Source organism: Prolixibacter denitrificans (assembly GCF_003014495.1).
GTDB lineage: Bacteria > Bacteroidota > Bacteroidia > Bacteroidales > Prolixibacteraceae > Prolixibacter > Prolixibacter denitrificans.
Map to the genome: position 1 here is coordinate 121199 of NZ_PYGC01000006.1, position 24702 is coordinate 145900.

At 45.5% G+C, this 24702-nt stretch carries 19 protein-coding genes; 14 read left to right on the plus strand and 5 right to left on the minus strand.

Features of this window, described 5'->3' with window-relative positions; all coding sequences use genetic code 11:
• Positions 1 to 29: 29 nt before the first annotated feature.
• Together CLV93_RS12695 and CLV93_RS12700 are read right to left on the minus strand one after the other, a co-directional pair.
• Positions 30 to 1559: a carbon-nitrogen hydrolase family protein gene (locus CLV93_RS12695; RefSeq protein WP_106542579.1), complete on the minus strand. Its 1530-nt coding sequence runs from the start codon at positions 1557 to 1559 to the stop codon at positions 30 to 32.
• A gap of 186 nt (positions 1560 to 1745) precedes the next feature.
• Positions 1746 to 2177, minus strand: coding sequence for a hypothetical protein (locus CLV93_RS12700; RefSeq protein WP_106542580.1), 432 nt, complete (start codon positions 2175 to 2177; stop codon positions 1746 to 1748).
• Between the two features lie 283 nt (positions 2178 to 2460).
• Here CLV93_RS12700 and CLV93_RS12705 point away from each other — a divergent pair, with 283 nt between their 5' ends.
• The 9 genes from CLV93_RS12705 to CLV93_RS12745 all read left to right on the plus strand — a co-directional run bounded on the left by CLV93_RS12705 (position 2461) and on the right by CLV93_RS12745 (position 11850).
• Positions 2461 to 2850: an HYC_CC_PP family protein gene (locus CLV93_RS12705; RefSeq protein WP_106542581.1), complete on the plus strand. Its 390-nt coding sequence runs from the start codon at positions 2461 to 2463 to the stop codon at positions 2848 to 2850.
• Between the two features lie 122 nt (positions 2851 to 2972).
• Positions 2973 to 6806, plus strand: coding sequence for an efflux RND transporter permease subunit (locus CLV93_RS12710; RefSeq protein WP_106542582.1), 3834 nt, complete (start codon positions 2973 to 2975; stop codon positions 6804 to 6806).
• Positions 6803 to 8047 carry a TolC family protein gene (locus tag CLV93_RS12715; RefSeq protein ID WP_106542583.1) on the plus strand — a complete coding sequence of 415 codons (1245 nt, stop codon included), beginning with the start codon at positions 6803 to 6805 and terminating at the stop codon, positions 8045 to 8047. The genes CLV93_RS12710 and CLV93_RS12715 overlap by 4 nt, the downstream gene beginning before the upstream one ends.
• 7 nt (positions 8048 to 8054) lie before the next feature.
• Positions 8055 to 9893, plus strand: a complete 1839-nt coding sequence (locus tag CLV93_RS12720) for an efflux RND transporter periplasmic adaptor subunit (protein ID WP_246187256.1) — start codon at positions 8055 to 8057, stop codon at positions 9891 to 9893.
• A gap of 38 nt (positions 9894 to 9931) precedes the next feature.
• The gene (locus tag CLV93_RS12725) at positions 9932 to 10273 is read left to right on the plus strand and encodes a P-II family nitrogen regulator (protein WP_106542584.1); all 342 of its coding nucleotides are present in this window, start codon (positions 9932 to 9934) and stop codon (positions 10271 to 10273) included.
• Between the two features lie 146 nt (positions 10274 to 10419).
• Positions 10420 to 10806: a DUF302 domain-containing protein gene (locus CLV93_RS12730; protein WP_106542585.1), complete on the plus strand. Its 387-nt coding sequence runs from the start codon at positions 10420 to 10422 to the stop codon at positions 10804 to 10806.
• A gap of 64 nt (positions 10807 to 10870) precedes the next feature.
• Entirely contained in the window at positions 10871 to 11131 is a 261-nt protein-coding gene (locus CLV93_RS12735) for an SHOCT domain-containing protein (RefSeq protein WP_106542586.1), read from the plus strand.
• A gap of 30 nt (positions 11132 to 11161) precedes the next feature.
• The gene (locus tag CLV93_RS12740) at positions 11162 to 11524 is read left to right on the plus strand and encodes a heavy-metal-associated domain-containing protein (RefSeq protein WP_106542587.1); all 363 of its coding nucleotides are present in this window, start codon (positions 11162 to 11164) and stop codon (positions 11522 to 11524) included.
• 86 nt (positions 11525 to 11610) lie between these two features.
• Positions 11611 to 11850 carry an SHOCT domain-containing protein gene (locus CLV93_RS12745; RefSeq protein WP_106542701.1) on the plus strand — a complete coding sequence of 80 codons (240 nt, stop codon included), beginning with the start codon at positions 11611 to 11613 and terminating at the stop codon, positions 11848 to 11850.
• A gap of 50 nt (positions 11851 to 11900) precedes the next feature.
• On the opposite strand, the gene CLV93_RS12750 is transcribed toward CLV93_RS12745, so the two are convergent.
• Positions 11901 to 13772, minus strand: a complete 1872-nt coding sequence (locus tag CLV93_RS12750) for an ABC-F family ATP-binding cassette domain-containing protein (RefSeq protein ID WP_106542588.1) — start codon at positions 13770 to 13772, stop codon at positions 11901 to 11903.
• 175 nt (positions 13773 to 13947) lie between these two features.
• On the opposite strand from CLV93_RS12750, the gene nth reads away from it, so the two are divergent.
• Complete coding sequence (gene nth / locus CLV93_RS12755; RefSeq protein ID WP_106542589.1) at positions 13948 to 14601, plus strand: endonuclease III; 654 nt, start codon at positions 13948 to 13950, stop codon at positions 14599 to 14601.
• A gap of 9 nt (positions 14602 to 14610) precedes the next feature.
• Here the strand turns inward: nth and zupT are convergent, their stop codons facing one another.
• The gene (gene zupT / locus CLV93_RS12760; RefSeq protein ID WP_211297834.1) at positions 14611 to 15438 is read right to left on the minus strand and encodes a zinc transporter ZupT; all 828 of its coding nucleotides are present in this window, start codon (positions 15436 to 15438) and stop codon (positions 14611 to 14613) included.
• Between the two features lie 215 nt (positions 15439 to 15653).
• Between zupT and CLV93_RS12765 the strand changes: the two genes are divergently transcribed.
• Positions 15654 to 15824 carry a DUF362 domain-containing protein gene (locus CLV93_RS12765; protein WP_106542590.1) on the plus strand — a complete coding sequence of 57 codons (171 nt, stop codon included), beginning with the start codon at positions 15654 to 15656 and terminating at the stop codon, positions 15822 to 15824.
• A 72-nt stretch (positions 15825 to 15896) separates the two neighbouring features.
• Here CLV93_RS12765 and CLV93_RS12770 read toward each other — a convergent pair whose 3' ends face one another.
• Complete coding sequence (locus CLV93_RS12770) at positions 15897 to 17492, minus strand: YfcC family protein (protein ID WP_106542591.1); 1596 nt, start codon at positions 17490 to 17492, stop codon at positions 15897 to 15899.
• Between the two features lie 511 nt (positions 17493 to 18003).
• On the opposite strand from CLV93_RS12770, the gene hutI reads away from it, so the two are divergent.
• From hutI to CLV93_RS12785, 3 genes are all read left to right on the plus strand, one after another.
• Positions 18004 to 19254: an imidazolonepropionase gene (hutI, locus tag CLV93_RS12775; protein WP_106542592.1), complete on the plus strand. Its 1251-nt coding sequence runs from the start codon at positions 18004 to 18006 to the stop codon at positions 19252 to 19254.
• An 80-nt stretch (positions 19255 to 19334) separates the two neighbouring features.
• A complete protein-coding gene (gene ftcD / locus CLV93_RS12780; protein ID WP_106542593.1) occupies positions 19335 to 21023 on the plus strand; it encodes a glutamate formimidoyltransferase in 1689 nt (562 codons plus the stop codon).
• Positions 21024 to 21513: 490 nt separating this feature from the next.
• On the plus strand, positions 21514 to 24693 hold the full coding sequence (locus CLV93_RS12785) for a SusC/RagA family TonB-linked outer membrane protein (RefSeq protein ID WP_106542594.1): 3180 nt from the start codon (positions 21514 to 21516) through the stop codon (positions 24691 to 24693).
• Positions 24694 to 24702: the final 9 nt, after the last annotated feature.

Here is a 24702-nt window from a genome sequence, read left to right on the forward strand (position 1 = left end):
TGAGCTGCTCCTTTTTTCATGTTCAATATTTACTCGTCGGTAAGATTTAATCCGTACAAGTCGGTGCGACGGTCTTTCAGGTTGCGAACGGCTCCAAAATAGTGCAACTCTTTCAGCAAGTCTAGATCCACGTCGGCAACCAGTATCATTTCCGTATTGGGTGTTGCTTCGGCTTTTATTCCCGTAGTCGGGAAGGGGAAGTCACAGGGCGTGAATACCACCGACTGGGCAAACTGAATGTCCATATTGGAAACCTTTGGCAGGTTGCCTACGCTTCCGGCAATAGCCACGTAACACTCATTTTCGATGGCACGTGCCCTGGCACAGTAGCGAACCCGGGAATAGCCGTTTTGTGTGTCCGTCAGAAACGGCACAAACAGGATGTCCATTCCTTGTTGTGCCAGCAGGCGGGGAAGTTCAGGAAACTCAACATCGTAGCAAATTAAAATACCGATACGGCCGGCATCGGTATCGAAAACTTTTACCTGGTTACCACCGGTTAGGCCCCAAAATTTTATTTCATCGGGAGTTACATGTATTTTCTCGTACGACTCGTATGTTCCGTCCCGACGGCAAAGGTGCCCGATATTGAGTAACCGGTCGTCATCGTTGATGAATGGCATACTTCCGGTAACGATGTTCACATTATATGTCATCGCCAGTTGAAGAAAGCGGTCCCGTATTTCTTCCGTATACTGTGCCAGTTCCCGGATGGCTTTCGACTCGACTAAATCGTTGTATTTGGCCATTAAAGGAGCATTGAAGAATTCAGGAAAGAGAGCGAAATCGCTTTTGTAACCTGAAACAGCATCGACAAAAAATTCCACCTGTTCAAACAGTTCATCCAGTGTTCGGTACGAGCGCATTTGCCACTGCACCAAGCCCAGTCTGACAACCGATTTGGTAGCAGAAAGCTTGGGTGATTTTTTTTCGTAGTAAATATTGTCCCATTGCAGTAAGACCGCATATTCTTTAGACTCCAGGTCGCCCGGAAGATACCCCTTTAATACTTTCTTGACGTGAAAATCATTCGCCAACTGGAACGTAAGTGTTGGATCGTATAGTTCCTTGAATTTTACCTTCTGAATGAATTCTTTGGGCGTCATTTCCGTTGCGTGCTTATGATAGTTGGGAATACGCCCGCCAAAAACAATGGCCTCCAGGTTCAGGTTTTCGCAAAGTTCTTTTCGAGCGTCATAAAGTCTTCTTCCCAGGCGCATTCCTCTGAACTCAGGACGGATAAACACATCGATGCCGTACAGAACATTTCCTTTCCGCGTATGCGTATTAAAGCTGTACTTTCCGGTGATTTCCTCGTACGTATGGTTATCGCCAAAGTGAGAATATTGGACTATGATGGAGAGCGCACATCCGACAACCACATCGTCGACGACAATAGCGAGTTGCCCTTCCGGGAAAATTTGAAGCAGTTTTTGAAAATGATTCTCTTTCCAGTAAGCACCGGGCCAGTTGGGATAAGCATCAATCATCGATTTTTTCAGTTCTTCGTAATCATCGCTATTCAGCGTCCTCAATTCAATTGTATTGATTGTGCTCATAAGTTGTAATTGTTGAGTTTTCAAGTTATTTACGAAAGTGGGATGATTCACGGCAACGTTGGGAAAGGTGTTATCAGCCGTCTGTTTTCATCCTGAAGAGAAATGAATTCTCAATATTATGTAACAATAATATTGAAATGAAGTTCATTGTCAGTCTGCTGTCATGCAGGAAATTAGCGTCGAAAATTAATTTTGCGCGGAATGGTTGTAGTTGGGAAATTGGTTTTGGTGACGCCTTTTGTAATAGATGTACCATTTAATAAAACTGAAGAAAAGCAGAAAAAATGAGAGCACTCCCAAAATAATAACTCCTTTTAAAGGAATGGGAAGGTGCCCGAAAATCAGCCATAAACACAGTATGACTCCAGCGCTGAAATTGATGGCAAGCGAACCTCGAAAACCAAGTCCCGGAGAAGCGTCTTTTTGCTTCCTTCTTGCTTCTATTATTAACGATATGGAGATGCCGAGGAGAACAGCGCCCAGTAAATTGGGGTAAAAACGTGAATAAGCGCCCGGTATTCCTGTGAACTCCCAGACTTCGGGGCTAAATAACAACAGAGCAATTCCAAGCAATCCGTCGATTACAGCATCAACGATTAAGAAAGCACGCATACGCATGGTGAAAGGTTTAGGTTTTGATTGATTATAAAATGGCAACTCCGGAGAAATAAGTTACGAAATTTCTGGCGATATATTATGGTTGATTATTTTTCGGTTGATCTATTCTGAGAAAGCCGGATAGGCCGTTAACACTTTTAATATTTTTTAGCTTTTTATTTAAGTGGCATATAGTTAATGTTTTAACGAGAAGTGGATAAGGTAAAAACGGCACTTTAAACATTTTATAACATTTACCTGTTTTTATTTTCTGAGTGGAATCCATAGATTTGTTCCATCTAGTATGATTCGAAAAACCGGACATATCCTTACAGCCCTGATACTTTTAGCTTCTACCATCGGGGTAACGATCAACAAACACTATTCGAATGGTCAGTTGTTTGATGTGTCCGTTTATACTGCTGCGCAATCATGTTGTTCTCCGGGACACCATATGGATGGTTGTCACGATACGCATGAACATTACCAGGTAGTTAATGATTTTCTGGCATCGAATTTCGATAATGATTTTCAGGCTCCGGTAATGAATTTTATCGCTCCGGTAATGGTGGTTCCCGCATTCGAACTTCCTGTTATCGCCGAAGTTAACACTCCCTTTCATACTCACCGATACAGGCTCCCCGCTTATGATGCAGGGGATAGGTGTGCCCTTATGCAAGTATTCCTCTGTTGATTTATTGTGTTGAAAAACAATAATGTATGTTGATTTTTAGTTTTGTCTATAGCTTGGCAAAACAGATCGAACGTACTTCTTCAATATTATAAATCGATTATTGACTGCTTAATTAAAAGAGCATGCTAAATAAGATCATTCGTTTTTTCTTAGAGAACAAACTGGTCACATTTCTGGCGCTTCTGGTATTTGTTGCGTGGGGAATTGTTTCGGCACCCTTCCAGTGGGATACCGGCTTTCTGCCCCGCGATCCGGTGCCGGTCGATGCGATACCCGATTTGGGTGAGAACCAGCAGATTGTTTACACAGAGTGGCCGGGACGTTCGCCTCAGGATGTGGAGGACCAGATAACCTATCCGCTAACGACATCCTTGCTAGGAATTCCCGGCGTAAAAACGATCCGGAGTAACTCCATCTTCGGCCTTTCGAGCATCTATATCATTTTCGATGATGATGTAGATTTTTACTGGAGCCGTACCCGGATACTGGAAAAGTTGAACTCGCTTGCGGCGGGAACTTTGCCGGATAATGTGACACCCTCTTTGGGGCCTGACGCCACAGCGTTGGGACAGGTGTACTGGTATACGCTGGAAGGCCGGGATAAACATGGTAATCCGGCTGGTGGCTGGGACCCGCAGGAATTGAGGACGATTCAGGACTATTTCGTTCGATACGGATTAATGTCGGCGAAAGGAGTTTCAGAGGTGTCCTCCATCGGCGGCTTTGTGAAAGAGTACCAGGTGGATATCGATCCGGATGCCATGAAGGCCAATCATGTGAATGTAGCGCAGATTATGTCTGCCGTCAAGAAGAGCAACCTGGATATAGGCGCCCGAACCCTGGAGTACAACAAAGCGGAATATATGATTCGTGCGCTTGGGTACATCAAGAATATTCACGATTTGGAGCAGAGCGTTGTGGCTGTTCACAACAACGTTCCTATCCGGATAAAAGATGTGGCGCACGTTACTTTTGGACCAGCTACCCGTCGAGGCGGTTTGGACAAAGACGGCGCCGAAGCCGTTGGAGGTGTAGTGGTTGCCCGTTATGGCTCCAATCCGCTGCAAACCATCAACAATGTAAAAGAAAAGATAAAAGAAATATCCCCCGGACTACCGTCGAAAACACTGAAAGACGGAACGGTTTCGAAAGTGACTATCGTGCCGTTTTACGACCGGACCGGGCTGATTAAAGAAACGTTGGGAACGCTGGAGTCGGCATTGTCGCACGAAATTCTCATTAGTATTATCGTGGTGATTGTGCTGGTGCTGAACCTCCGGGCGTCGTTCCTGATATCAAGTTTGTTGCCGATTGGAGTGCTCATCACATTCATTGTGATGCGGCAGTTTGGTGTCGACGCTAATATTGTTGCTCTCTCAGGTATTGCCATTGCAATCGGCGTGATGGTTGATGTGGGGATTGTGTTCACGGAGAATATCGTCAGGCACCTCGAAATGCCCGAGAACCGTGGCGCCCGTGGACACGACCTACTGAATGTCATCTACAATGCGACCATCGAAGTGGCTTCCGCAATTATTACCGCACTGGCAACCACTGTGGTGAGTTTCTTGCCGGTCTTCGCTATGCAGGCTGCTGAAGGCAAACTCTTCAAGCCGCTGGCATTTACCAAAACGTTCGCACTGCTGGCCTCACTGGGAATTGGTATTATCCTGATTCCTGCCATGGCACATATCCTGTTCGGCATTCGCTTCGATAAAAAGAGGACCAGCCGGGTATGGTATTCAGCGTTGATAGCTGCCGGTATTTTATTCCCGATTATCTATCATTCCTGGGTCGCATTAGCATTACTTGCTTTCGGTGTAAATGGTTTATTGGAGTACCGTTGGCCGGAAAACAAGCGCAAGTATGTTACGTGGATAAACATCGCGATAGCGGTCGTGATCGTCGTTTACTACCTTTCATCCGAATGGATGCCACTAGGCGCAGAGAACAGTCTGTTCATGAATTTCCTTTTCGTGTCCATCATCATCGGTGCCGTGTTGGGAACGCTCATGACGATTGTTCACTACTATTCCTACATCCTGAAATGGTGCCTGGCCAATAAATGGAAGTTCCTGAGCGTGCCAATCGCACTGGTATTGTTGGGAATTGTTATCTGGCAGGGATTCGATAAAACGTTCTCGTTTATTCCGGCTACGATGAATAAAGTCGGATGGAATATCCGGACGACGAGTCTCTGGACTTCGCTGGATAAGTCGTTTCCCGGAATCGGGAAAGAGTTCATGCCGTCGCTGGACGAAGGTTCGTTCCTGCTGATGCCGACCACGATGCCGCACTCCGGTGTTCAGGAGAACATCGATGTGATTCGGCAGGTGGATAAAAGTGTGAATGCTATTCCGGAAGTAGAAAATGTGGTCGGTAAATGGGGACGCGTGAATTCGGCGCTCGACCCGGCCCCGATTTCGATGTTTGAGAATGTGATCAATTACCGTCCGGAGTATATCCTTGATGAAAACGGTCATCGCATGCGTTTTAAAGTGAATGATGATGACGCGTTTGTGCTCAAAGACGGTTCGACATACAATCCAAAGAAAGACGGCTATCGTCAGATTGATAAGAGTCAACTGATAGAAGACGACAATGGCGAATACTTCCGTCAGTGGCGCAACAGCATCAAATCGCCCGACGACATCTGGAAAGCCATTGTAAAAGCTTCTTCCGTACCCGGACTGACTTCAGCTCCGAAGTTGCAGCCCATTCAGACGCGACTGGTGATGTTACAGACCGGTATGCGAGCGCCGATGGGAATCAAGGTGTTTGGCCCCGATTTGAAAACGATTCAAAACGTTGGTTTCGAACTGGAGAAATTCCTGAAAGAGGTTCCCGGTATTAAGCCGCAGTCCGTTTTTGCCGACCGGGTAGTTGGTAAACCGTATTTGGAAATCAAGATTGACCGCGACGCCATCGCCCGTTATGGGTTGACCATACAGGATATGCAAACGTATATTTCCGGTGCGATTGGCGGAATGAAGCTGACGACGACGGTGGAAGGCCGTGAGCGTTTCCCCGTCAGGGTACGTTATGCCCGCGAGTACCGCGACAACCCGAATGATTTGAAAAATGTACTCATCCCGACACCGACCGGTGTTCAGGTTCCGCTGAGCGAACTGGCGAAAATTGAATATACGCGCGGTCCGCAGATGATTAAGAGCGAAAACACCTTCCTGGTCGGTTACGTGATTTTCGATAAAAAGCCGGGACATGCCGAAGTGGATGTAGTAGAGAATGCGCAGAAGTTCCTGCAAAAGAAAATTGCCGATGGCGAATTCAAAGTACCGGCGGGTGTGAGTTACAAGTTCACCGGTAATTACGAAAACCAGGTGAGGGCAACCAAGCGCCTGATGCTGGTGGTACCCATTTCGCTGTTGCTGATTTTCCTGATTCTCTTTTTCCAGTTCCGTTCGGTGACGACCTCGTCAATGGTCTTCAGCGGTATTTTCGTTGCCTTTGCCGGCGGTTTCCTGATGTTGTGGTTGTACGGCCAGCCGTGGTTCATGAACTTCAGCGTGGCGGGCATCAACATGCGAGGCCTCTTCCAAATGCACACCATCAACCTGAGTGTGGCGGTCTGGGTCGGATTTATCGCCCTGTTCGGCATTGCCACCGACGATGGGGTGATCATGGGAACGTACCTGACACAGGTGTTTGCCAAGGAAAAGCCGGAAACCATCATGCAGGTGCGCGAGTCTGTTCTTCACGCCGGGCGGAAAAGGGTTCGTCCCGCGATGATGACCGCAGCTACCGCGATTATCGCACTGATTCCGGTGCTTACTTCGACAGGAAAGGGTTCCGATATCATGGTTCCAATGGCTATTCCCACATTTGGTGGAATGCTCATCCAGCTGATGACCATGTTCGTGGTTCCGGTTCTGTACAGCATGTGGCAGGAGAAAAAGGTGAAGAAAGCGCTCAAACAAAAATCGATTGAATCATGAAGCGATTAATATATATCATCCCGTTGTTGTTCGTTGTGGTTCTGCTTTCGCAGGAAAAAGCTTCAGCGCAGGAAGCGCTGAGCAACTACCTGGTGCAGGCAGCAGAAAATAACCCGGGATTAAAAGCCAAATTCAATGACTACCGCGCATCACTGCAGAAAGTGCCGCAGGTAGGAACATTGCCCGATCCGCAGGTCATGTTTGGTTACTTTATTCAACCGGTGGAAACCCGGCTGGGACCGCAAAAAGCGAAGATTTCAGCCACGCAGATGTTTCCCTGGTTTGGAACGCTGAAGGCCCGCGAGAATGTAGCCACCAACATGGCGCAAACGAAATACGAAGCCTTTGAAGATGCTAAGTCGAAGTTGTTCTACGACTTGCGATCCAATTACTTCAATCTCTATTTCACCGGAAGGTCGATTGCGATTACGAAGGGAAACCTGAAGTTGTTGCAATCCTTCAGGAAACTGGCGTTGGTGAAAATCGAGGCCGGTATGGCTTCCACGGTAGATGAATATCGCCTGCAAATGGAAATTGGTGAGCTGGAAAATCAGCTGGCTTATTTGCAGGACAATTACCAGACGCAGCAAGTGGCCTTTAATAACCGGTTGAATCGTGATCGTCATGCAACGGTGGAGATTCCGGATACCCTATGGGTGAAAGATTTGCCACTGGATATGCAGCAAATTGCCGATAGTGTGAGCCTGCAAAACCATCAGGTTAAACGACTGGACAACCTGATGGCAGCTTACCAGGCCGAGCAGGAGGCCGCTCGCAAAGCCGGAAATCCGAAGTTTTCCATCGGGTTCAACTATATTTTTGTTGGCAAAGGTTCGATGAGCAGCGCTGATGCCGGGAAAGATGCATTTTTCCCTTCGGTGGGAATTACCATTCCGCTGTACCGGAGAAAGTATCAGGCAATGGTTCAGGAAGCGCAGTTCAAGGAAGAAGCGGCTACCAACCAGAAACTGGACAAGGTGAATACCCTGAATACAGTTTTGGAGCGGGCCAACCGCGATTACCAGGATGCCGTTCGCCGGGTCGCACTTTTCCGCAGCCAGCTTAGTTTGGCGCATCGCTCGCTGAACATTCTCGAATCGTCGTATTCAACCGATGGCAAAAACTTCGAGGAAGTGTTGCGGATGGAACGCAAGGTGTTGAAATATGCGCTGGAACTGGACAAGGCGCGGGCCGACCGGAATGCTTCCGTCGCTTTTATCGATTACTTAATGGGTAAATAATCAGACAATGAAATTCGAAATGAAAAAATATATCGACCTGTCGAAAAAAGAGTGGTACCGCATCGGCATTGCAGTAGTAGCCGGATTGCTGGTGGGGTGGTTGTTCTTCCACGGAAGTGGAAATAACGCGACCGAACCGGCCAACCATCATCATGAGCAGGCAGAGGCTGGAGCAAAAAAAGCCACCATCTGGACCTGCTCCATGCACCCACAGATCCGTCAGGATCATCCCGGGAAATGCCCTATTTGTGGCATGGATTTGATTCCGCTAACGGATCTGAAAACAACGGAATCGGCCTCAGCGGATGAAATTCCGATGACGGAAGCGGCCATGAAACTGGCCGATGTTCAAACCCTGACCGTTCAGAAAGGTTATCCGGCCAAAGAAGTTCGCTTGTTGGGACGTGTAAAACCCGACGAACGAAACATTGCCGAGTTGACAGCCCGTTATGGTGGCCGAATCGATAAGCTGTTTGTGAACTTCACCGGGCAGCATGTGCGAAAAGGAGAGAAGCTGGCGCTGATCTATTCGCCCGATTTGATTACGGCGCAGAAAGAGTTACTGGAAGCAATTCAGTACAAAAACACCAATCCCGATTTGTACCGGGCGGCCCGAAATAAACTGAAGTTGTGGGATTTGACGGATGCACAAATCAATAGCATCGAGCAGAAGGGAACGATTCAGGAGGATTTCGAGGTGCTGTCACCGATTTCGGGAACGGTAACCAAACGGCAGGTGTCGCTTGGCGATTATGTGAAAACCGGGGCCAGCCTGTTCGAAGTCATCAACCTCACGGACGTGTGGGTAATGTTTGATGCGTATGAAACCGATTTGCCGTGGTTGCGCAACAACGACAAAGTGCAGTTCACGGTGTCGTCCCTTCCGGGTGAAATCTTTCACGGAAAGGTGACTTACATCGATCCGTTTATCGATGCTAAAACGCGGGTCGCACATGTTCGGGTTGAGGTGCACAATCCTCACCTGGAGTTGAAGCCTGAAATGTTTGCCAACGGCATTGTCACGTCACAACGGGCTGAAAACGGAAAAGTATTGTTGATTCCGCAAACAGCGGTTTTATGGACAGGCAAACGCTCCATTGTTTATGTGAAAGTGCCCAATCGCGAAGAGCCCACTTTCAAAATGCGGGAAATCACGTTAGGTCCTGAATCAGGCGACAATTACGTGGTGGCTGACGGATTGAAGGAAGGCGAGGAGATTGCCGTGAATGGCGTATTTCAAATCGATGCGTCGGCGCAGCTGGCCGGTAAACCCAGCATGATGAATCCCAAAGGCGGCGACTCGGGCGCGGGAAGTATGCCCGGAATGGATATGGGCGGAAGTAAGTCAACTTCTTCCGCGAAAGCGAAGACGGCTGAAAAAACATCCGATGCGAAGGTTCCTGAAGCATTTCAGCAACAGCTGACCAATGTGTATAAGGCTTATCTGAAAATGAAAAATGCGTTTGTCGGCAAGCAGTTCGACAAAGTACAGACCGATGCCAAAGCTGTTCAGGCTGCGTTGGGAAAAGTCGATATGGAAGAGCTGAAAGGAGACAACCACCTGGCGTGGATGAAGCAGCTGAACGTGATGAAGCCCAACATTGCCACGATTACGTCTACGGCAAAACCGGATGAGCAGAAAGCGGCCTTTGCAAACTTTAACAAAGCTTTCTACGAAAGTGTGAAACGGTTCGGCCTGACAGGCGTAACTACTTATTACCAGTTCTGCCCGATGGCGCTCAATAACAAGGGAGCTTTTTGGTTGAGCGAGTCGTCAGATATCCGCAACCCGTATTTTGGTTCGGACATGTTAACCTGCGGCGAAACCCGCGACACTATCAAATAATGTTTTGGTATTTATTGTCAAAGTAAAAGCATGAAATTATGAGACTTATCAAAGCATATATCCGCTACCGGAAGATGGAGGAAGTTTACCAGGCACTGGAGAAGAATGGTTTCCATAGCATGACAATGATGGAGTGCGAAGGAACCGGCCAGTATGCCGATCAGGAGCATGAGCATATCAGCAGCAGATATCCTTTTGCGGAAGCTTATCGCGTGGTAAAACTCGAAATTCTGGTCGAAAAAGAACGCGTACCGGAACTGGTGGAGTTGATTCGAAAGAACGCCCGGACCGGCTATCGGGGGGATGGAATGGTGATTGTTTCGCCGGTAGAAGAGGTATACAAAGTGAGAACCGATGAGAACGGAATCTCGGCGATATAGATAACCAGGTCATATGGTCTGAAATCTAAATGCTAAAGTGTGTTAATTCCTAAAATGATATAAAACATTCGATGAATTATGTAACACGCTAACAACAAGCGGTTAATATCTTTATGATGTAAAGTTGAAATAAAAACAGGCACCAAATGAAGTACTACATCGACAAAAAAATCAACGGCAGCTTCGACGAAGTAATCAGTCAGGTTACCGAAGCTTTGCAGAAAGAAGGTTTTGGTGTGTTGACAGAGATTGATATTCAGCAAAAGCTGAAAGAAAAAGTGGATATCGATTTCAGGAAGTACAAAATTCTGGGCGCCTGTAATCCGCCTTATGCCTACCAGGCGTTGGAATCGGAAGACAAAATCGGGACGATGCTTCCCTGCAACGTGGTTGTTCAGGAACTGGAAAGCGGGGAAATTGAGGTAGCAGCCGTTAACCCGGTGGCTTCGATGCAGGCGGTTGAGAACGACGATTTGGTCTGTATTTCGACGGAGATTTTAAGAAAACTGGAACGGGTGATTGCTTCACTTTAGTACCGTTTTCTTCAAGATAATGAGATCATAGAAATTATTAACGAATAAGAAATGGAGGTTTATCATGATGCACGGATTTGGAAATATGTACGGAATGGGCTTTGGAATGGGCTGGGGCTGGATCATCGGCCTGTTGTTCATCATTGGCCTTGTTTGGCTGTTAATCAGGGCAACCGGAACACATCAGCCTTATCATTATCCTCATCATCATTCTCCCGCTGCTTCGCAGGATGTAAAATCACCGGTTGATATTCTGAAGGAGCGCTATGCACGCGGCGAGATTGACAAAGAAGAGTTTGAACAAAAGAAGAAAGACTTACAATAATTAACTAGTTATTTATTTAAAAGCAGACACATGAAAAAAGCAGTAGTAACGTTGATTTTTGGAATTTTAATGATGGGTGCGCAGTCTTTGTTGGCTGACAACGCACAGAAGACTGAAACATTTAAGGTATACGGGAAATGTGGTTCCTGTAAAGCCCGCATCGAAGGCGCTGCAAAGAGCATTGACGGGGTAGCGAAAGCCGATTGGAACATGAAAACGGAGATGCTGGCAGTGACTTACAATCCTTCGAAAACCAATGAGAAGAGCATCAGCAAAGCCATTGCCAAAGTGGGACACGATACCCAGTTCGATAAGGCTAACGATGCAACTTACGACAATCTTCCAGGCTGTTGCAAATACGACAGGGCTAAGTATCCCGATAAGAAAAATTAACTTTTTTCAATTTTAATATTGGTCATACCCGGGGTTGCTCCCGGGTATTTTTGTAAGTTTACTAGAGAAACTTAAACGATATGGTTATGAACGATTGTTTTCAGTTTGGATGGGGCTGGGGATGGCCCTTTGGATGGCTCATTTGGTTTGCCTTTATTATTCTGGTCGTTTTATTTATCGTGCGTTTAACACGCGGTCCGGTTTCGCAACCGCCAAGAGATGTTGGTCATGACTCGGCTATGACGATCCTCAAAGAGCGTTATGCCCGCGGCGAAATTTCACGGGAAGAGTACCTGGAGCGTAAGAAAACGCTGGAGGGAAACTAACTGGTGAATTTCTTTTCCCGCTAAGCGGAAGAACAGATGAAAATAGACGTTTACGCCAGCTCGCTGAGTTCGAGCCAGCGCATCTCTTTTTCGTCCAGCAAGTCTTGCAGTTCACCGTGCCGGTTGGATTGTTCGACCAGTTCTTCCGGCGATAAGTTGCCTGCATTCATCGCCTCTTCGATGGATGCTTTTTCTTTTTCCAGCTCGGCAATTTCCGTTTCCAGCTGTTCGAATTCTATCTTTTCCTTGTAGGTTAGTTTGCGTGGTTTCGGCTTGTCGGGTTTTGCCGGCTTCGCTTTTTCTGCTTTCTCCTGTTTTTCCTGTTTGCGTTCCAGCTTATCCTGTTCTTCTTTCCAGTCGCGGTAGTCGCTGTAATTCCCCGGGAAATCTTTGATTTGGCCTTCGCCCCGGAACACGAACAGGTGGTCGACAATTTTGTCCATGAAGAACCGGTCGTGCGAAACGATAATCACGCACCCGCTGAAGCTTTTCAGGTAATCCTCCAACACGTTCAGCGTCATGATGTCGAGGTCGTTGGTCGGCTCATCCAGAATCAGGAAATTCGGATTTTGAATCAGGACCGTACAGAGATACAACCGCCGCTTTTCTCCTCCCGACAGTTTTTCCACAAATGAATATTGCACTTCCGGCGGAAAGAGGAACATGTTCAGAAATTGAGCAGCCGTCATGACCTGGCCATTGCCCAGGTCAATCACTTCCGCAATTTCTTTCACAATATCCAGAACCCGGTCTTCCGGTTTGAAGTTGATGCCATCCTGCCGGTAGTAACCGAATTTAATAGTTTCGCCTACATCGATGGTTCCGCTGTCGGCGGGAATAGCACCCGTCAGCAGGTTTAGGAAGGTACTTTTGCCGGTTCCGTTTTCCCCGACGATGCCCACCTTTTCGTAGCGGCTGAATTTATACGAGAAATCCTCGAGAATCCGGATGTCGCCAAAGCTTTTGGAGAGATGTTCCACTTCCAGTATTTTCTTTCCTAACCGGGCGCCTTGCACATTCAGCTCCACGGTTTCGTCCGAACGTCCCTGCGAGGCCTTTTCCTGAAGCTTGTACGCATTTTCAATTCGGTATTTGGCCTTGTGTCCACGGGCTTGTGGCATTCGCCGAAGCCATTCCAGTTCGGTGCGGTATAGATTTTTGGCTTTCTCTACTTCAGCCGTTTGTTGCTGAATTCGTTCTTCGCGTTTAGTGAGATAATACGAGTAATTTCCTTTGTAACGATAAATGGTTTGGTCATCCAGTTCCAGAATTTCGTCGCACACTCTGTCGAGGAAGTAGCGGTCGTGCGTCACCATGAAAAGCGTGGACTTGGCTTTCCCCAGGTATTTTTCCAGCCATTCAATCATGTCCAGATCCAGGTGGTTGGTGGGCTCGTCGAGGATGAGAAAGTCGGGTTCGGTAATCAAAACGTTGGCCAGTGCCACCCGTTTCTGCTGACCACCGGAAAGTTGACTGATGCGCTGATTGAAATTGGTAATTTTCAGTCGCGTCAGGATTTGTTTGATGCGTACTTCAAAATCCCAGGCATTCAGCCGGTTCATCTTCTCCATGGCTTCGGCCAGTAAATCATGGTTCTGACTTTCCACAGCGATTTCATACTGACGGATGGTTTCCACCAGTTCGTCCGACGATTTAAATGCGGCCTGCATTACGGTATCGTTCGGGTCCAAATCGGGTGTTTGCCGGAGGTAGCCCACGCGAATGTCGTTGGCAATGGAAATGCTGCCTTTGCTGGGCGAGTTGATGTTGTAAATCAAATCCATCAAGGTTGATTTACCCGTACCGTTTTTGGCAATCAGGGCTACCTTTTGCCCTTCTGAAATAGTGAAGTTGATATTCTCGAAGAGGGCGAGTTCGCCCCAGTATTTTGTCAGATTTTCAACCTGAAGATATGGCTTCATGCAATCCCTGTTTTAGCCCTCAAAAATAGCAGGAATTACATGAAAAACCACAAATGTTTGGTCTTATCACCTTGGCGTGAAAATCAAGTGTCGCTGAACAAAATCCGGTTGTTTTCAGTTGGAATGATGATTTACATAAGCGAAACCATTAATTTTACCGCAAACGAATTAACCCATGCAGAAAAAAGAACGCTTTGCCCACGTTATCGAGTGGTTCCAAAAGGAAATGCCCATTGCTGAAACAGAGCTGGAATACACCAATCCGTACGAATTGCTGGTAGCCGTCATTCTTTCGGCTCAATGCACCGATAAGCGGGTAAACCAACTCACACCCGAACTGCTTCAGCGATTTCCTACGCCCGAAAAACTGGCCGAAGTAGAGCCGGGCGAAGTGTTCGAATACATCCGTTCGTGTTCTTATCCGAATAACAAAGCCAAACATTTGGTGGGCATGGCGAAAATGCTGGTGGAGAAGTTCAACAGCGAAATTCCGGATACGGTAGAAGAGCTGGTCAAACTGCCTGGCGTAGGGAGGAAGACGGCCAATGTGATTGCTTCGGTGGTATTCAACAAGCCAGCAATGGCCGTTGATACACATGTTTTTCGTGTGGCAGCCCGTTTGGGATTGAGTACGAATGCCAAAACGCCGTTGGAAACAGAAAAGCAGCTGATAAAATATATTCCGGAAGATTTGATTGCCACAGCACATCATTGGCTCATTCTGCATGGCCGGTATGTTTGTCTGGCGCGTAAACCCAAATGTGAGAAGTGTGGACTAACTCCTTACTGCAAATATTATCAGCAAAAGCTAAAAAAGGAGGAAGCTTAAAGTCTCTTTTCAGGAAAGTACCATCAGACTGAGTGCCATCACGGCCATTCCGCCAATGAGACCGTAAACCGAAAGGTGGTGTTCGCCGTATTCTTCGGCCGATGGTAATAATTCGTCGAAAGAGATGAAAATCATAATCCCCGCGACACCTGCCAAAATATAGGCGAAAATCAGATCCATATTTTCCGGTGTAACGAAGGGCATAATCAAGAGATATCCTAATAGAGCACCTACCGGTTCCGAAACTCCCGACAGGAAAGAGAGCCAGAACGCTTTTCTCCGATTTCCGGTCGCATAATATACCGGAACCGAAACGGCAATACCTTCCGGGATGTTATGAATCGCAATAGCAATGGCAATCGCTATTCCAATAGATGGATCTTCGAGTGCGGAGGCAAACGTGGCCAATCCCTCCGGGAAATTGTGAATACCAACAGCCAAAGCCGTCATAATACCCATCCGGTAAAGTTTCCGGAAGGCAATAGCCTTACTTTTGTCGTCCATATCCTCTACAGCCTTCAATTCGTGAGGGTTTTCGAAGCTGGGAATGAATTTATCGATGAAGGTAATCAGCAGCATGCCGCCAAAGAAGGCGAGGAGCGAATACCAGTGGCCCCGCAACTTACCAAGCTTACCAATCAGGATTTCCTGGGCGTGAGGAAAAATCTCCATGAACGAGATGTAAATCATCACACCTGCCGAGAAACCGAGAGCCACGCTTAATAGTTTGGTGTTGGTGCGCTTGGTGAAGAAGGCGATTGCACTTCCAATTCCGGTTGACAAACCGGCAAAAAGCGTAAGCAGAAAAGCGGTTAGAATATTCCCGGATATTTCCATTTGTTGGGTTTAGCTTAAGTTGAGTATAGGTCGTATTTCCGAAATCTAAAACGAAAATAATAAAACCAGCTGAAAGTAACGGCTTTCTGCCGTTTTTGGAATGATTATAAAATTCCTCAAAAAATGTTATTAACACATCTAGAGAATTTGTTTTTTAGTCAAACTTTGTACATTTGCTCCTATTAAAATGTTATCAATAAAAACCCATTTAAGTTATGGCTTACGTTATCAATGACGAATGTATTGCTTGCGGAACTTGTATTGACGAATGTCCGGTAGAAGCGATTAGTGAAGGTGAAATCTATACAATTGACCCGGAACTTTGCACAGATTGTGGTTCTTGCGCAGAGGTTTGTCCTACTGAAGCTATTTCTCCAGCAGAGTAATCTCGGACAAGAATAAAAGATTGAGCCTGTCCCAATTTGGGACGGGCTTTTTCTTTTTATGGGAGGTGGCTTTTAGAACCCGTTCAGTTTCATGGTGACTGTCGGGATAAGCAACAGGAATCCGATTAGGATCAGAATGGCCATCAAAGGTGCAATCCATCTCACCCATTTCTCGTAGGGAATTTTGGCTACACCCAAGACTGCAATCAGAATTCCGGAAGTAGGAGTAATCATGTTGGTAAATCCGTCACCAAACTGGAAAGCCATAACCGTTGCCTGCCGGGAAACACCAATTAGGTCGGAAAACTGCGACATCATCGGCATAGTTAAAGCTGCTTTGCCCGATCCTGAAGGAATGATAATATTTAGCATGGTTTGAAAGATGTACATCATGCCAACGGAAGCAACCTTGCCCAGATTGCTCATCGATTCAGCAATGTAATGGAGCAACGTGTCAATGATATGACCATCGTTCAGTATAACGATAATGCCTCCCGCGAGTCCAACGACCATGGCCGCTGACAAAATATCTTTCGCACCTTCGATAAAGAGTTTGGTAATTTCGTTGCCGTTTTTCCCGGTTGCCAGTCCCGATGCAATTCCCAATCCCAGAAAAATGGTGGCAATTTCCATAACATACCAGTCGTATCCCATAACACCGATAATCAGGAAGACTATGGTGAACAGCAGGAGTGTGAGAATGAAATAATGCACGGTCTTTCTCAGGCTGAGAATTCCCGTTACCACGAAGATAAAGGCCGCAACTGGAATTGCCGGCATCGGATACTTACTGTTTCCAATATTCAGTTCGGTCATGGGATAACGGAAAGCTGTGTATATCATGATGACTGAAAGTAAACCAAATACCCACCAGGCAATTTTCGGAGTATGGAATTTTAGGTTTTCAACGTGTGCGTTTCCTCTTTCCCGCCAGTAAGCATCATCCTCGTATACGGGTGATTTAGTCGGATCTTTTTTAATTTTTCTGGCGTATCGGATGATAAAAATAAATCCCACCAGGTTAATCACGACCCAGCTAAATAACCTGAATTCGATACCGGAAAACAGCGGAAGATTTGAAAGTCCCTGAGCAATTCCAATGGTAAACGGGTTGAGAATGGCACCGGCAAATCCAAGACCCGCTGCCACGAAGCAAAGCGATATCCCGACAATGGAGTCATATCCCATGGAAATGGAAAGTGGTACGAAGATGATGACAAACGCGATGGTTTCTTCGCTCATGCCGAAAACAGCACCAAATACCGAAAACATCAGCATGATTAAAACGAAGATGAGATTATCTACACCGACTTTTTTCAGCCAGCGGTGGTGTTCCAGGTCTCGGGCGAAACGAAGAAAGGAATAAATGCCCATATCGACGGCCTTGCTTTCATTGACAATCCAAAATGCACCGCCGATAATTAATATAAAGACAATGATGTTGGAGGTATTCTCGAAACCTTTAAAGAAAGCCGAAAACACTTGCCAGGTTTGTGGCGCTTTGTCGACGTAGTGGAAGGAGTTACTATCGATAACCTCCCTTTCTACCTGGTTGACGGTAATTGTCTCTCTGGCGAATTCACCTCCGGGAAGAATCCAGGTGAGGGCAGCAGAGAAGAGGATGATGAGGAAAATAATGACATACGTATGCGGTACTTTCTTTATCATAAGTAATTAGTTTAGCGGTTTTCAAAAATAAACAAATGGTTCAAAAAGAATATAGATTCAGATTTGCTCAACTGTTTTGAATTTTAATCGTGCTGATAGTTAGTGTTTTGGTTATGGTAAACTCCATGTGAAATTGAATTTTTAAAGGGATAAAAAAATTAAAGTTTTATGCCTGATAAGTCTCATTTTTTATCCGCGTTTCCTTAAATTTATTTATTACTATTAAACTTTCGTACTTCTAAACAGTATGGAGGTTATGAAACCTGGCTGACCTGATAAAGCTTATTCTGTTACTACCCGGAATGAATTTCCTGTTTGTTTCAGAAATAAGGTGATAGAGTTGGTGCTGATTAATGAATGAAAGATGCGATGCGCGGATTGATTCTGGATTTTGTTGAAGGCAAATTATGATCCGTTGATTTTCCGGGTACGAAAAGTTGATAAAAAGGAGAACTCCCAAATCGATGTCGATTTTGTAGATGGATTTTCGGGGAGCTTAAAAATTTAGCAGATGAAAATATTGTTGGTAAATATCAAAGAGCTGGTGCAGGTAGAAGAAGAGCCCAAACTCTGGGTTGCCGGAAAAGATATGGCAAAGATCCATACCGTAAAGGATGCTTTTCTTTTAATGCGCGACGAGATGATTGTTGACTTTGGTCCGATGGATGAATTGAACAAACGGGATCTGGACAATTACGATGTGCTGATGGAGATTGATTGCTCGGGACGCATGGTGTTCCCGTCGTTCTGTGATTCTCACACGCATTTGGTTTATCCCGCGAGTCGGGAGCAGGAATTTGTTGATAAGATAAACGGGCTTTCATATGAAGAAATCGCGCGAAGAGGTGGTGGCATATTGAATTCAGCCCGCCGTTTGCACGAAATGAGTGAAGAAGAGCTCTGCGCTTCAGCTCTTGAGCGGATATCGGAGATCATATATAAAGGAACCGGAGCGGTTGAAATTAAAAGTGGTTATGGATTAAATCCGGAAGATGAAATCAAGATGTTGCGTGTCATTCGCCGGTTGAAAGAATCTACTCCTTTGGCTATCAAATCAACGTTTCTGGGGGCCCATTCCATTCCAATTGAATACCGGGATAATCCGTCAGTTTATGTCGATCAGATCATCAATGACATGTTGCCACGCATAGCGGAAGAAGAACTGGCCGACTATATCGACGTATTCTGCGACACTGGCTTTTTCACGGTAGCTGATACCGAACGAATACTGGAAGCTGGCGCTGAATATGGTCTTCTACCTAAAATACATGCTAACGAATTAGGCCTTACTGGTGGAGTACAGGTTGGCGTAAAAAACAAGGCGCTTTCGGTCGATCACCTCGAATATTTGGGGGACGATGAAATAAATGTTCTTAAACATTCACATACCATGCCTACCATTTTGCCCGGGGCTGCCTTTTTCCTCGACTTGCCGCTTTCGCCGGCCCGAAAGCTCATAGACTCAGGACTTCCGGTAGCATTGGCCACTGATTTTAATCCAGGTTCTTCCCCTTCCGGCGACATGAAATTCATGCAGTCGCTGGGATGCATTCGTTACAAGATGCTTCCGGAAGAGGTAATTAACGCTACCACAATTAATTCCGCCTATGCAATGGGCATTAGCGACGGCTATGGAAGTATAGCCCGCGGTAAGGCAGCCAATGTTTTTATCACCAGGGAAATTCCTTCATATCAATACTTTCCGTACGCTTATAATTCTGAACTCATCGAGACGGTAATCCTAAGAGGAGAGATACAATGATGCACGAGAAAGATGTGAATTATCATAGTATTCCCAATTAAACACCTCTATTTTGTAGTGCCTAAAAAAATGAGAGTTCTATGACAAAGCGGATTATCGAATGCGTTCCCAATTTTTCAGAGGGACGTAATTTGTCTGTTATCAAAAAAATTACGGATACAATTGAGTTGGTAAAAGGAGTGAAGTTGCTGGATGTTGATCCGGGACATGCTACCAATCGTACCGTTGTCACATTTGTAGGAGAGCCTGAACTGGTCATCGAAGCAGCGTTTCAAGCGATTAAAAAAGCTGCCGAACTAATCGATATGTCGAAACATTCCGGTGAGCATCCACGTTTTGGTGCTACCGATGTTTGTCCGTTGGTACCCGTATCGGGAATATCAATGGAGGAGACAATTGAATATGCCCGTCAACTGGGTAAACGAGTCGGAGATGAGCTGGGAATCCCGGTTTATACCTATGAATTTGCTGCGTTCACTGAAGAACGAAGAAGTTTGGCATTTTGCCGTTCGGGAGAATACGAGGCTTTGCGTGACAAGTTGAAACGTCCTGAATGGAAACCCGACTTTGGTCCTGCAGCGTTTGTTCCCAAAACCGGAGCCGTTGCCATTGGTGCCCGTAATTTTCTCGTTGCCTATAATATTAACCTGAATACGACATCTACGCGGCGTGCCAATGCCATTGCTTTCGATGTTCGCGAAGCCGGAAGAGTAAAGCGGGAAGGTAATCCTGTAACCGGAAAAATGGTAAAAGACAAAAACGGCGAGCCGGTTCGTATTCCGGGTACGTTGAAAAAAGTTCGGGCAATTGGATGGTATATTGAAGAATACGGAATTGCCCAGATTTCGATGAACCTGACTGATTTAACTGTTACACCGGTTCATGTGGCATTTGATGAAGTGTGCCGAAGTGCAGAGTCACGCGGCATCAGAGTAACCGGATCGGAGTTGGTGGGAATAATGCCGCTGAAGTACATCCTCGACGCTGGTAAATATTTTCTGCGAAAGCAAAATCGTTCGACCGGTATCCCGGAAAGGGAAATCATCAAAATAGCTGTCAAATCACTAGGTCTTGACGAACTTCAACCGTTTGATCCGGATAAGAAGATTATTGAGTACATGCTTGATGATAAGGAAGCGAAGAAACTGGTTGATTTAACGGCCCATGGCTTTGCGGAAGAGACAGCTTCAGAAAGTATTGCTCCGGGTGGCGGTTCGGTATCGGCGTATGTTGGTGCTTTGGGAGCGTCATTGGCTACCATGGTGGCTAACCTCTCGGCACACAAACGTGGCTGGGATGAGCGCTGGGAAGAATTCTCCGAATGGGCAGAGAAAGGCATGGAGATTCAGGAGCGACTCCTCAAACTGGTCGATGAAGATACGCAGGCTTTCAATAATATTATGACTGCATTCGGGATGCCGAAAGGCTCGGATGAAGAGAAAGCAGCGCGGGCTGAAGCGATTCAGACTGCCACGCTGAATGCGATGGAAGTTCCGCTTTCGGTAATGGAAACCTCGCTGGCATCGTTTGATGTTATTCGTGCCATGGTGGAGAAAGGAAATCCTAACTCGGTTACCGATGCAGGTGTTGGCGCACTTTGTGCCCGTTCGGCTGTCCTGGGTGCCTGGATGAACGTGCGAATCAATGCTTCCGGTTTAACCGACGAAATGAAGAAGAAGGAGTTGCTGGCGAAGGGTGAGAAGATAGCCAACCAGGCTGTTGCCATGGAGAAGGAAATTGTCAGCATGGTCGAAACTAAAATGGAATAGAGCCACTGAAGGTTTAATGGAAATTACGGTTTGAGCTGTCATCTATGCCTTACCGCATAAGTGTTAATTTATGTTACCAAACTGTAAACTTTCGACGGCCTATATTGAAGCACATTGGGTTGAGCTATTTATAGTGAAAGCAAATTGTGCGAAAAAACTCTTTTTGTAAACGATTTGAAATAAAAGCGTTAAAAATACTTAAACCAAGGTTTTATCATATGAACATACTTGCGAATATCAATGAAATCAAATTTATGATTACAGGTGTGGATAGGAAAGGCCGTGGTTTGTTTTAAATTCTTTTTATTTTTGTTCCTCTGGTGAAAAAATGCCAAAGGATTATAATACTTATTGTATTAAGTTTATTGTGTGTGATTGTTGCCCTACTTCCAAATTTATTAGGGTTTGTATGTAATTTAAAGTGAATCTTATAGTGGCTTGGTGTGAGGCTGCTATGGGTATTTGTTTTATTAATCTAAAAATTTAATCTATGAGAAACTTTGCGCTGTTACTTACAGTATTCCTGTTCTCGGGGATGCAAGTACTATTAGCGCAGACACGGAGCATCAGCGGTACTGTCACCAGTGCTGATGACGGCACAACCTTGCCGGGTGTTTCCGTGGCTGTAAAGGGAACAACTGTTGGTACCATTACCGACATGGATGGACATTATCAGTTAAATGTTCCCCAGGATGCCAAATCGTTAGTCTTCTCTTTTGTGGGAATGAAGACTACCGAGCAACCCATTACAGGAGATGTAGTGAATGTTAAAATGACCTCGGATGTTGTAAGCGTAGATGAGGTTGTGGTTACAGCATTAGGTATTAAAAAGTCAGAGAAAGCGATTGGTTACGCATCTACAACTGTAAATAGCGACCAATTGACTGAGACCCGTAACTCTGATGTGGTTACCTCACTTTCTGGTAAGGTAGCTGGTGTTGAGGTATCCAATACTTCAACTGACCCGGGAGCATCTAACTCAATTATTATTCGTGGTGTGAGCTCTTTGAGCGGTAGTAACCAGCCTTTGTTTGTTGTTGATGGTGTTCCGATGAACAACAGCTCTGTATCAACCGGAGATGCCCTGAACAATGGTTATGACTTTGGTAACGGAGCAAACATGGTGAACCCTGATGATGTTGCTTCGATGACCATTTTGAAAGGTGCAGCTGCAACAGCACTTTACGGTAGCCGCGCTGCCAACGGAGTTGTTTTGATTACAACTAAATCCGGTTCTAAAGGTAAAGGCATGGGTATCCAGGTGAATTCAGGTATTAAAGTATCTGATATTCTTCGTTTGCCCGACTTCCAGAACCAATACGGAATGGGATGGAGTGGTGAACATACCATGATTGAGAACGGTAGTTGGGGACCTGCCTTCGATGGTCGCATGCACCTGTGGGGACGTGTTTACAACAACTCTCAGAAATTGAAGCCATTTGTTCCGATGAAGAACAATGTAAAGGACTTCTTCGATTACGGTTTCCAGTACTCTAACAGTATTTCGTTCTCCGGAGCTGAAAAGAACACCGATTACTTTGCATCATTTTCACAGGTGAACGACAATGGTATGATTCCAGGAAACTCTGATACCTATAACAAGTATACAGGTTCATTCCGTGGAAGTCATAATTTTGGTAATCTGAAAGTTTCGACATCTCTTAACTACGGAGATCAGAAAAACCATTTCTCTCCAACCGGTCAGGGGTTGACCATGATCAACTCACTGTATCAGATTCCAAGGGATATTAGTATTGTAGGTCTGAAGGACTATAAAACGGATCCTTTCAACAGTATTGATTACTTCTTTACTCCTTACGGAATTACCAACCCATATTATCTGATTGATAATGTGAAAAATGAATTCCGTCAAAAGAAAATTTTTGGTAAAGTTCAGTTCGATTATAACTTCCTGAAACACTTTACTGCTACTTATCGTTTCGGTTTGGATGCAACTGACAACGAAACCAAATATGGCTTCCCCAAAATTCAAGCAACCAAAGGAAGTCCGAATGAAGGTCAGGTAGATGATCCCGGTACCGTAAGCAAACAAATGTCTCGCCGCTATGAGCTGAACCATGATGCATTTGTAAACTATACCAATACCTTCAACAAGTTCGACATAAGTGTTTTGGCTGGTTTGAATGCCAACGAAAGAACGTATTCGAGCGTTTATGCAGAAGTGAAAGGTTTGGATATTCCGACTTTCTACGATTTGAGTAACTCGGCCAAACAGCCGACTGTTAATGAAAACTTTACTCATCGTCGTCTGATCGGTGTATTCTCTAACGCTACGGTAAGTTATAACGACTTCCTTTTCCTGACGCTGTCTGCTCGTAACGACTGGTCTTCGACCCTGCCAAAAGCCAATAACTCATTCTTTTATCCGGGTACAGCTCTGAGTTTTGTATTTACAAAATTTATGAATGAATCGGCTAAGAGAGTGCTGACATTTGGAAAACTTCGGTTGTCTTATGGTAAGACTGGTAATGACGCTGACCCATACAAAGTGTTGCCTTACTATACACAGAAGACCGTGTACAATCGCTTTAGCAATATTACATTCCCGTTGAACAATGTTAATGCTTTCTCTTTGGGTAATGTTTTGGGTAATGTGAATTTGAGTCCTGAAATTTCAACGGAGTATGAATTTGGTATGAACCTGCGCTTTTTCAATGGACGTATTGTTTTTGATGGTGATTACTATAACCGGACATCGGACAAACAGATTTTCCAGTTGGGAATCGATCCGGCAACAGGTTATACCGCACAGAATACCAACCTGGGTAAAGTTTCCAATAAAGGAGTCGAGTTGCTGTTGACAGTTACGCCCATTAAATACCGTGATTTCTCATGGGATGTCAGCGTTAACTATTCTAAAAACAAAAGTAACGTAGAAAGTTTGCCGGCCGAGTTAGGTGGTGAAATTACCCTTTACTCATTCGGTACTTCAAATGCTACTACCTCGATGGTTGCCACCGTTGGAAAACCGGTAGGTACGTTCAAAGTAACCATGCCGGAGCGTTCTCCCGATGGAAAAATTGTGGTGAACCCATCCAGCGGACAACCTGTACCGGATAGCAACCTGCAATATGCAGGAAACGTAGACTACGACTACACCATGGGGGTTTCCAACAATTTCCACTACAAAGGATGGAGCCTTGGAGCCGATTTGGATATTCGTCAGGGTGGTGAGATGTATTCACGTACAGCAGACATCAACTACTTCACCGGTAATGCCGTTCAGACGTTGTACAACGATCGTCGTCCTTTTATTGTGCCTAATTCAGTTAATAAGGTAGAACTGGCTGATGGAACATACAAGTATGTTGAGAATACCACACCAATTCCGAAGCAGGATATCTGGAACTATTTCCAAAATGGTGCTGATAAACTGAATGCTGAATTTCTGATTCCGCGTTCATACGTTAAGCTTCGGAGTGTTGTTTTAGGTTATAGCCTTCCCAGGAAATGGATGAATAGGTTACCGTTCCAGTCGGTTAAACTGTCTGTTTTTGGTTCTAACCTGTTCGTTTGGACTCCGAAAGGAAATACCTTTATCGATCCGGAGGTTACCTCTTTCGGTAATGACCTGATCGGTAAGTTCGGAGAATATTCTGCAAACCCGACTTCCAGAAGGGTAGGATTTAATTTGCAACTTAATTTATAATTGAGTCGA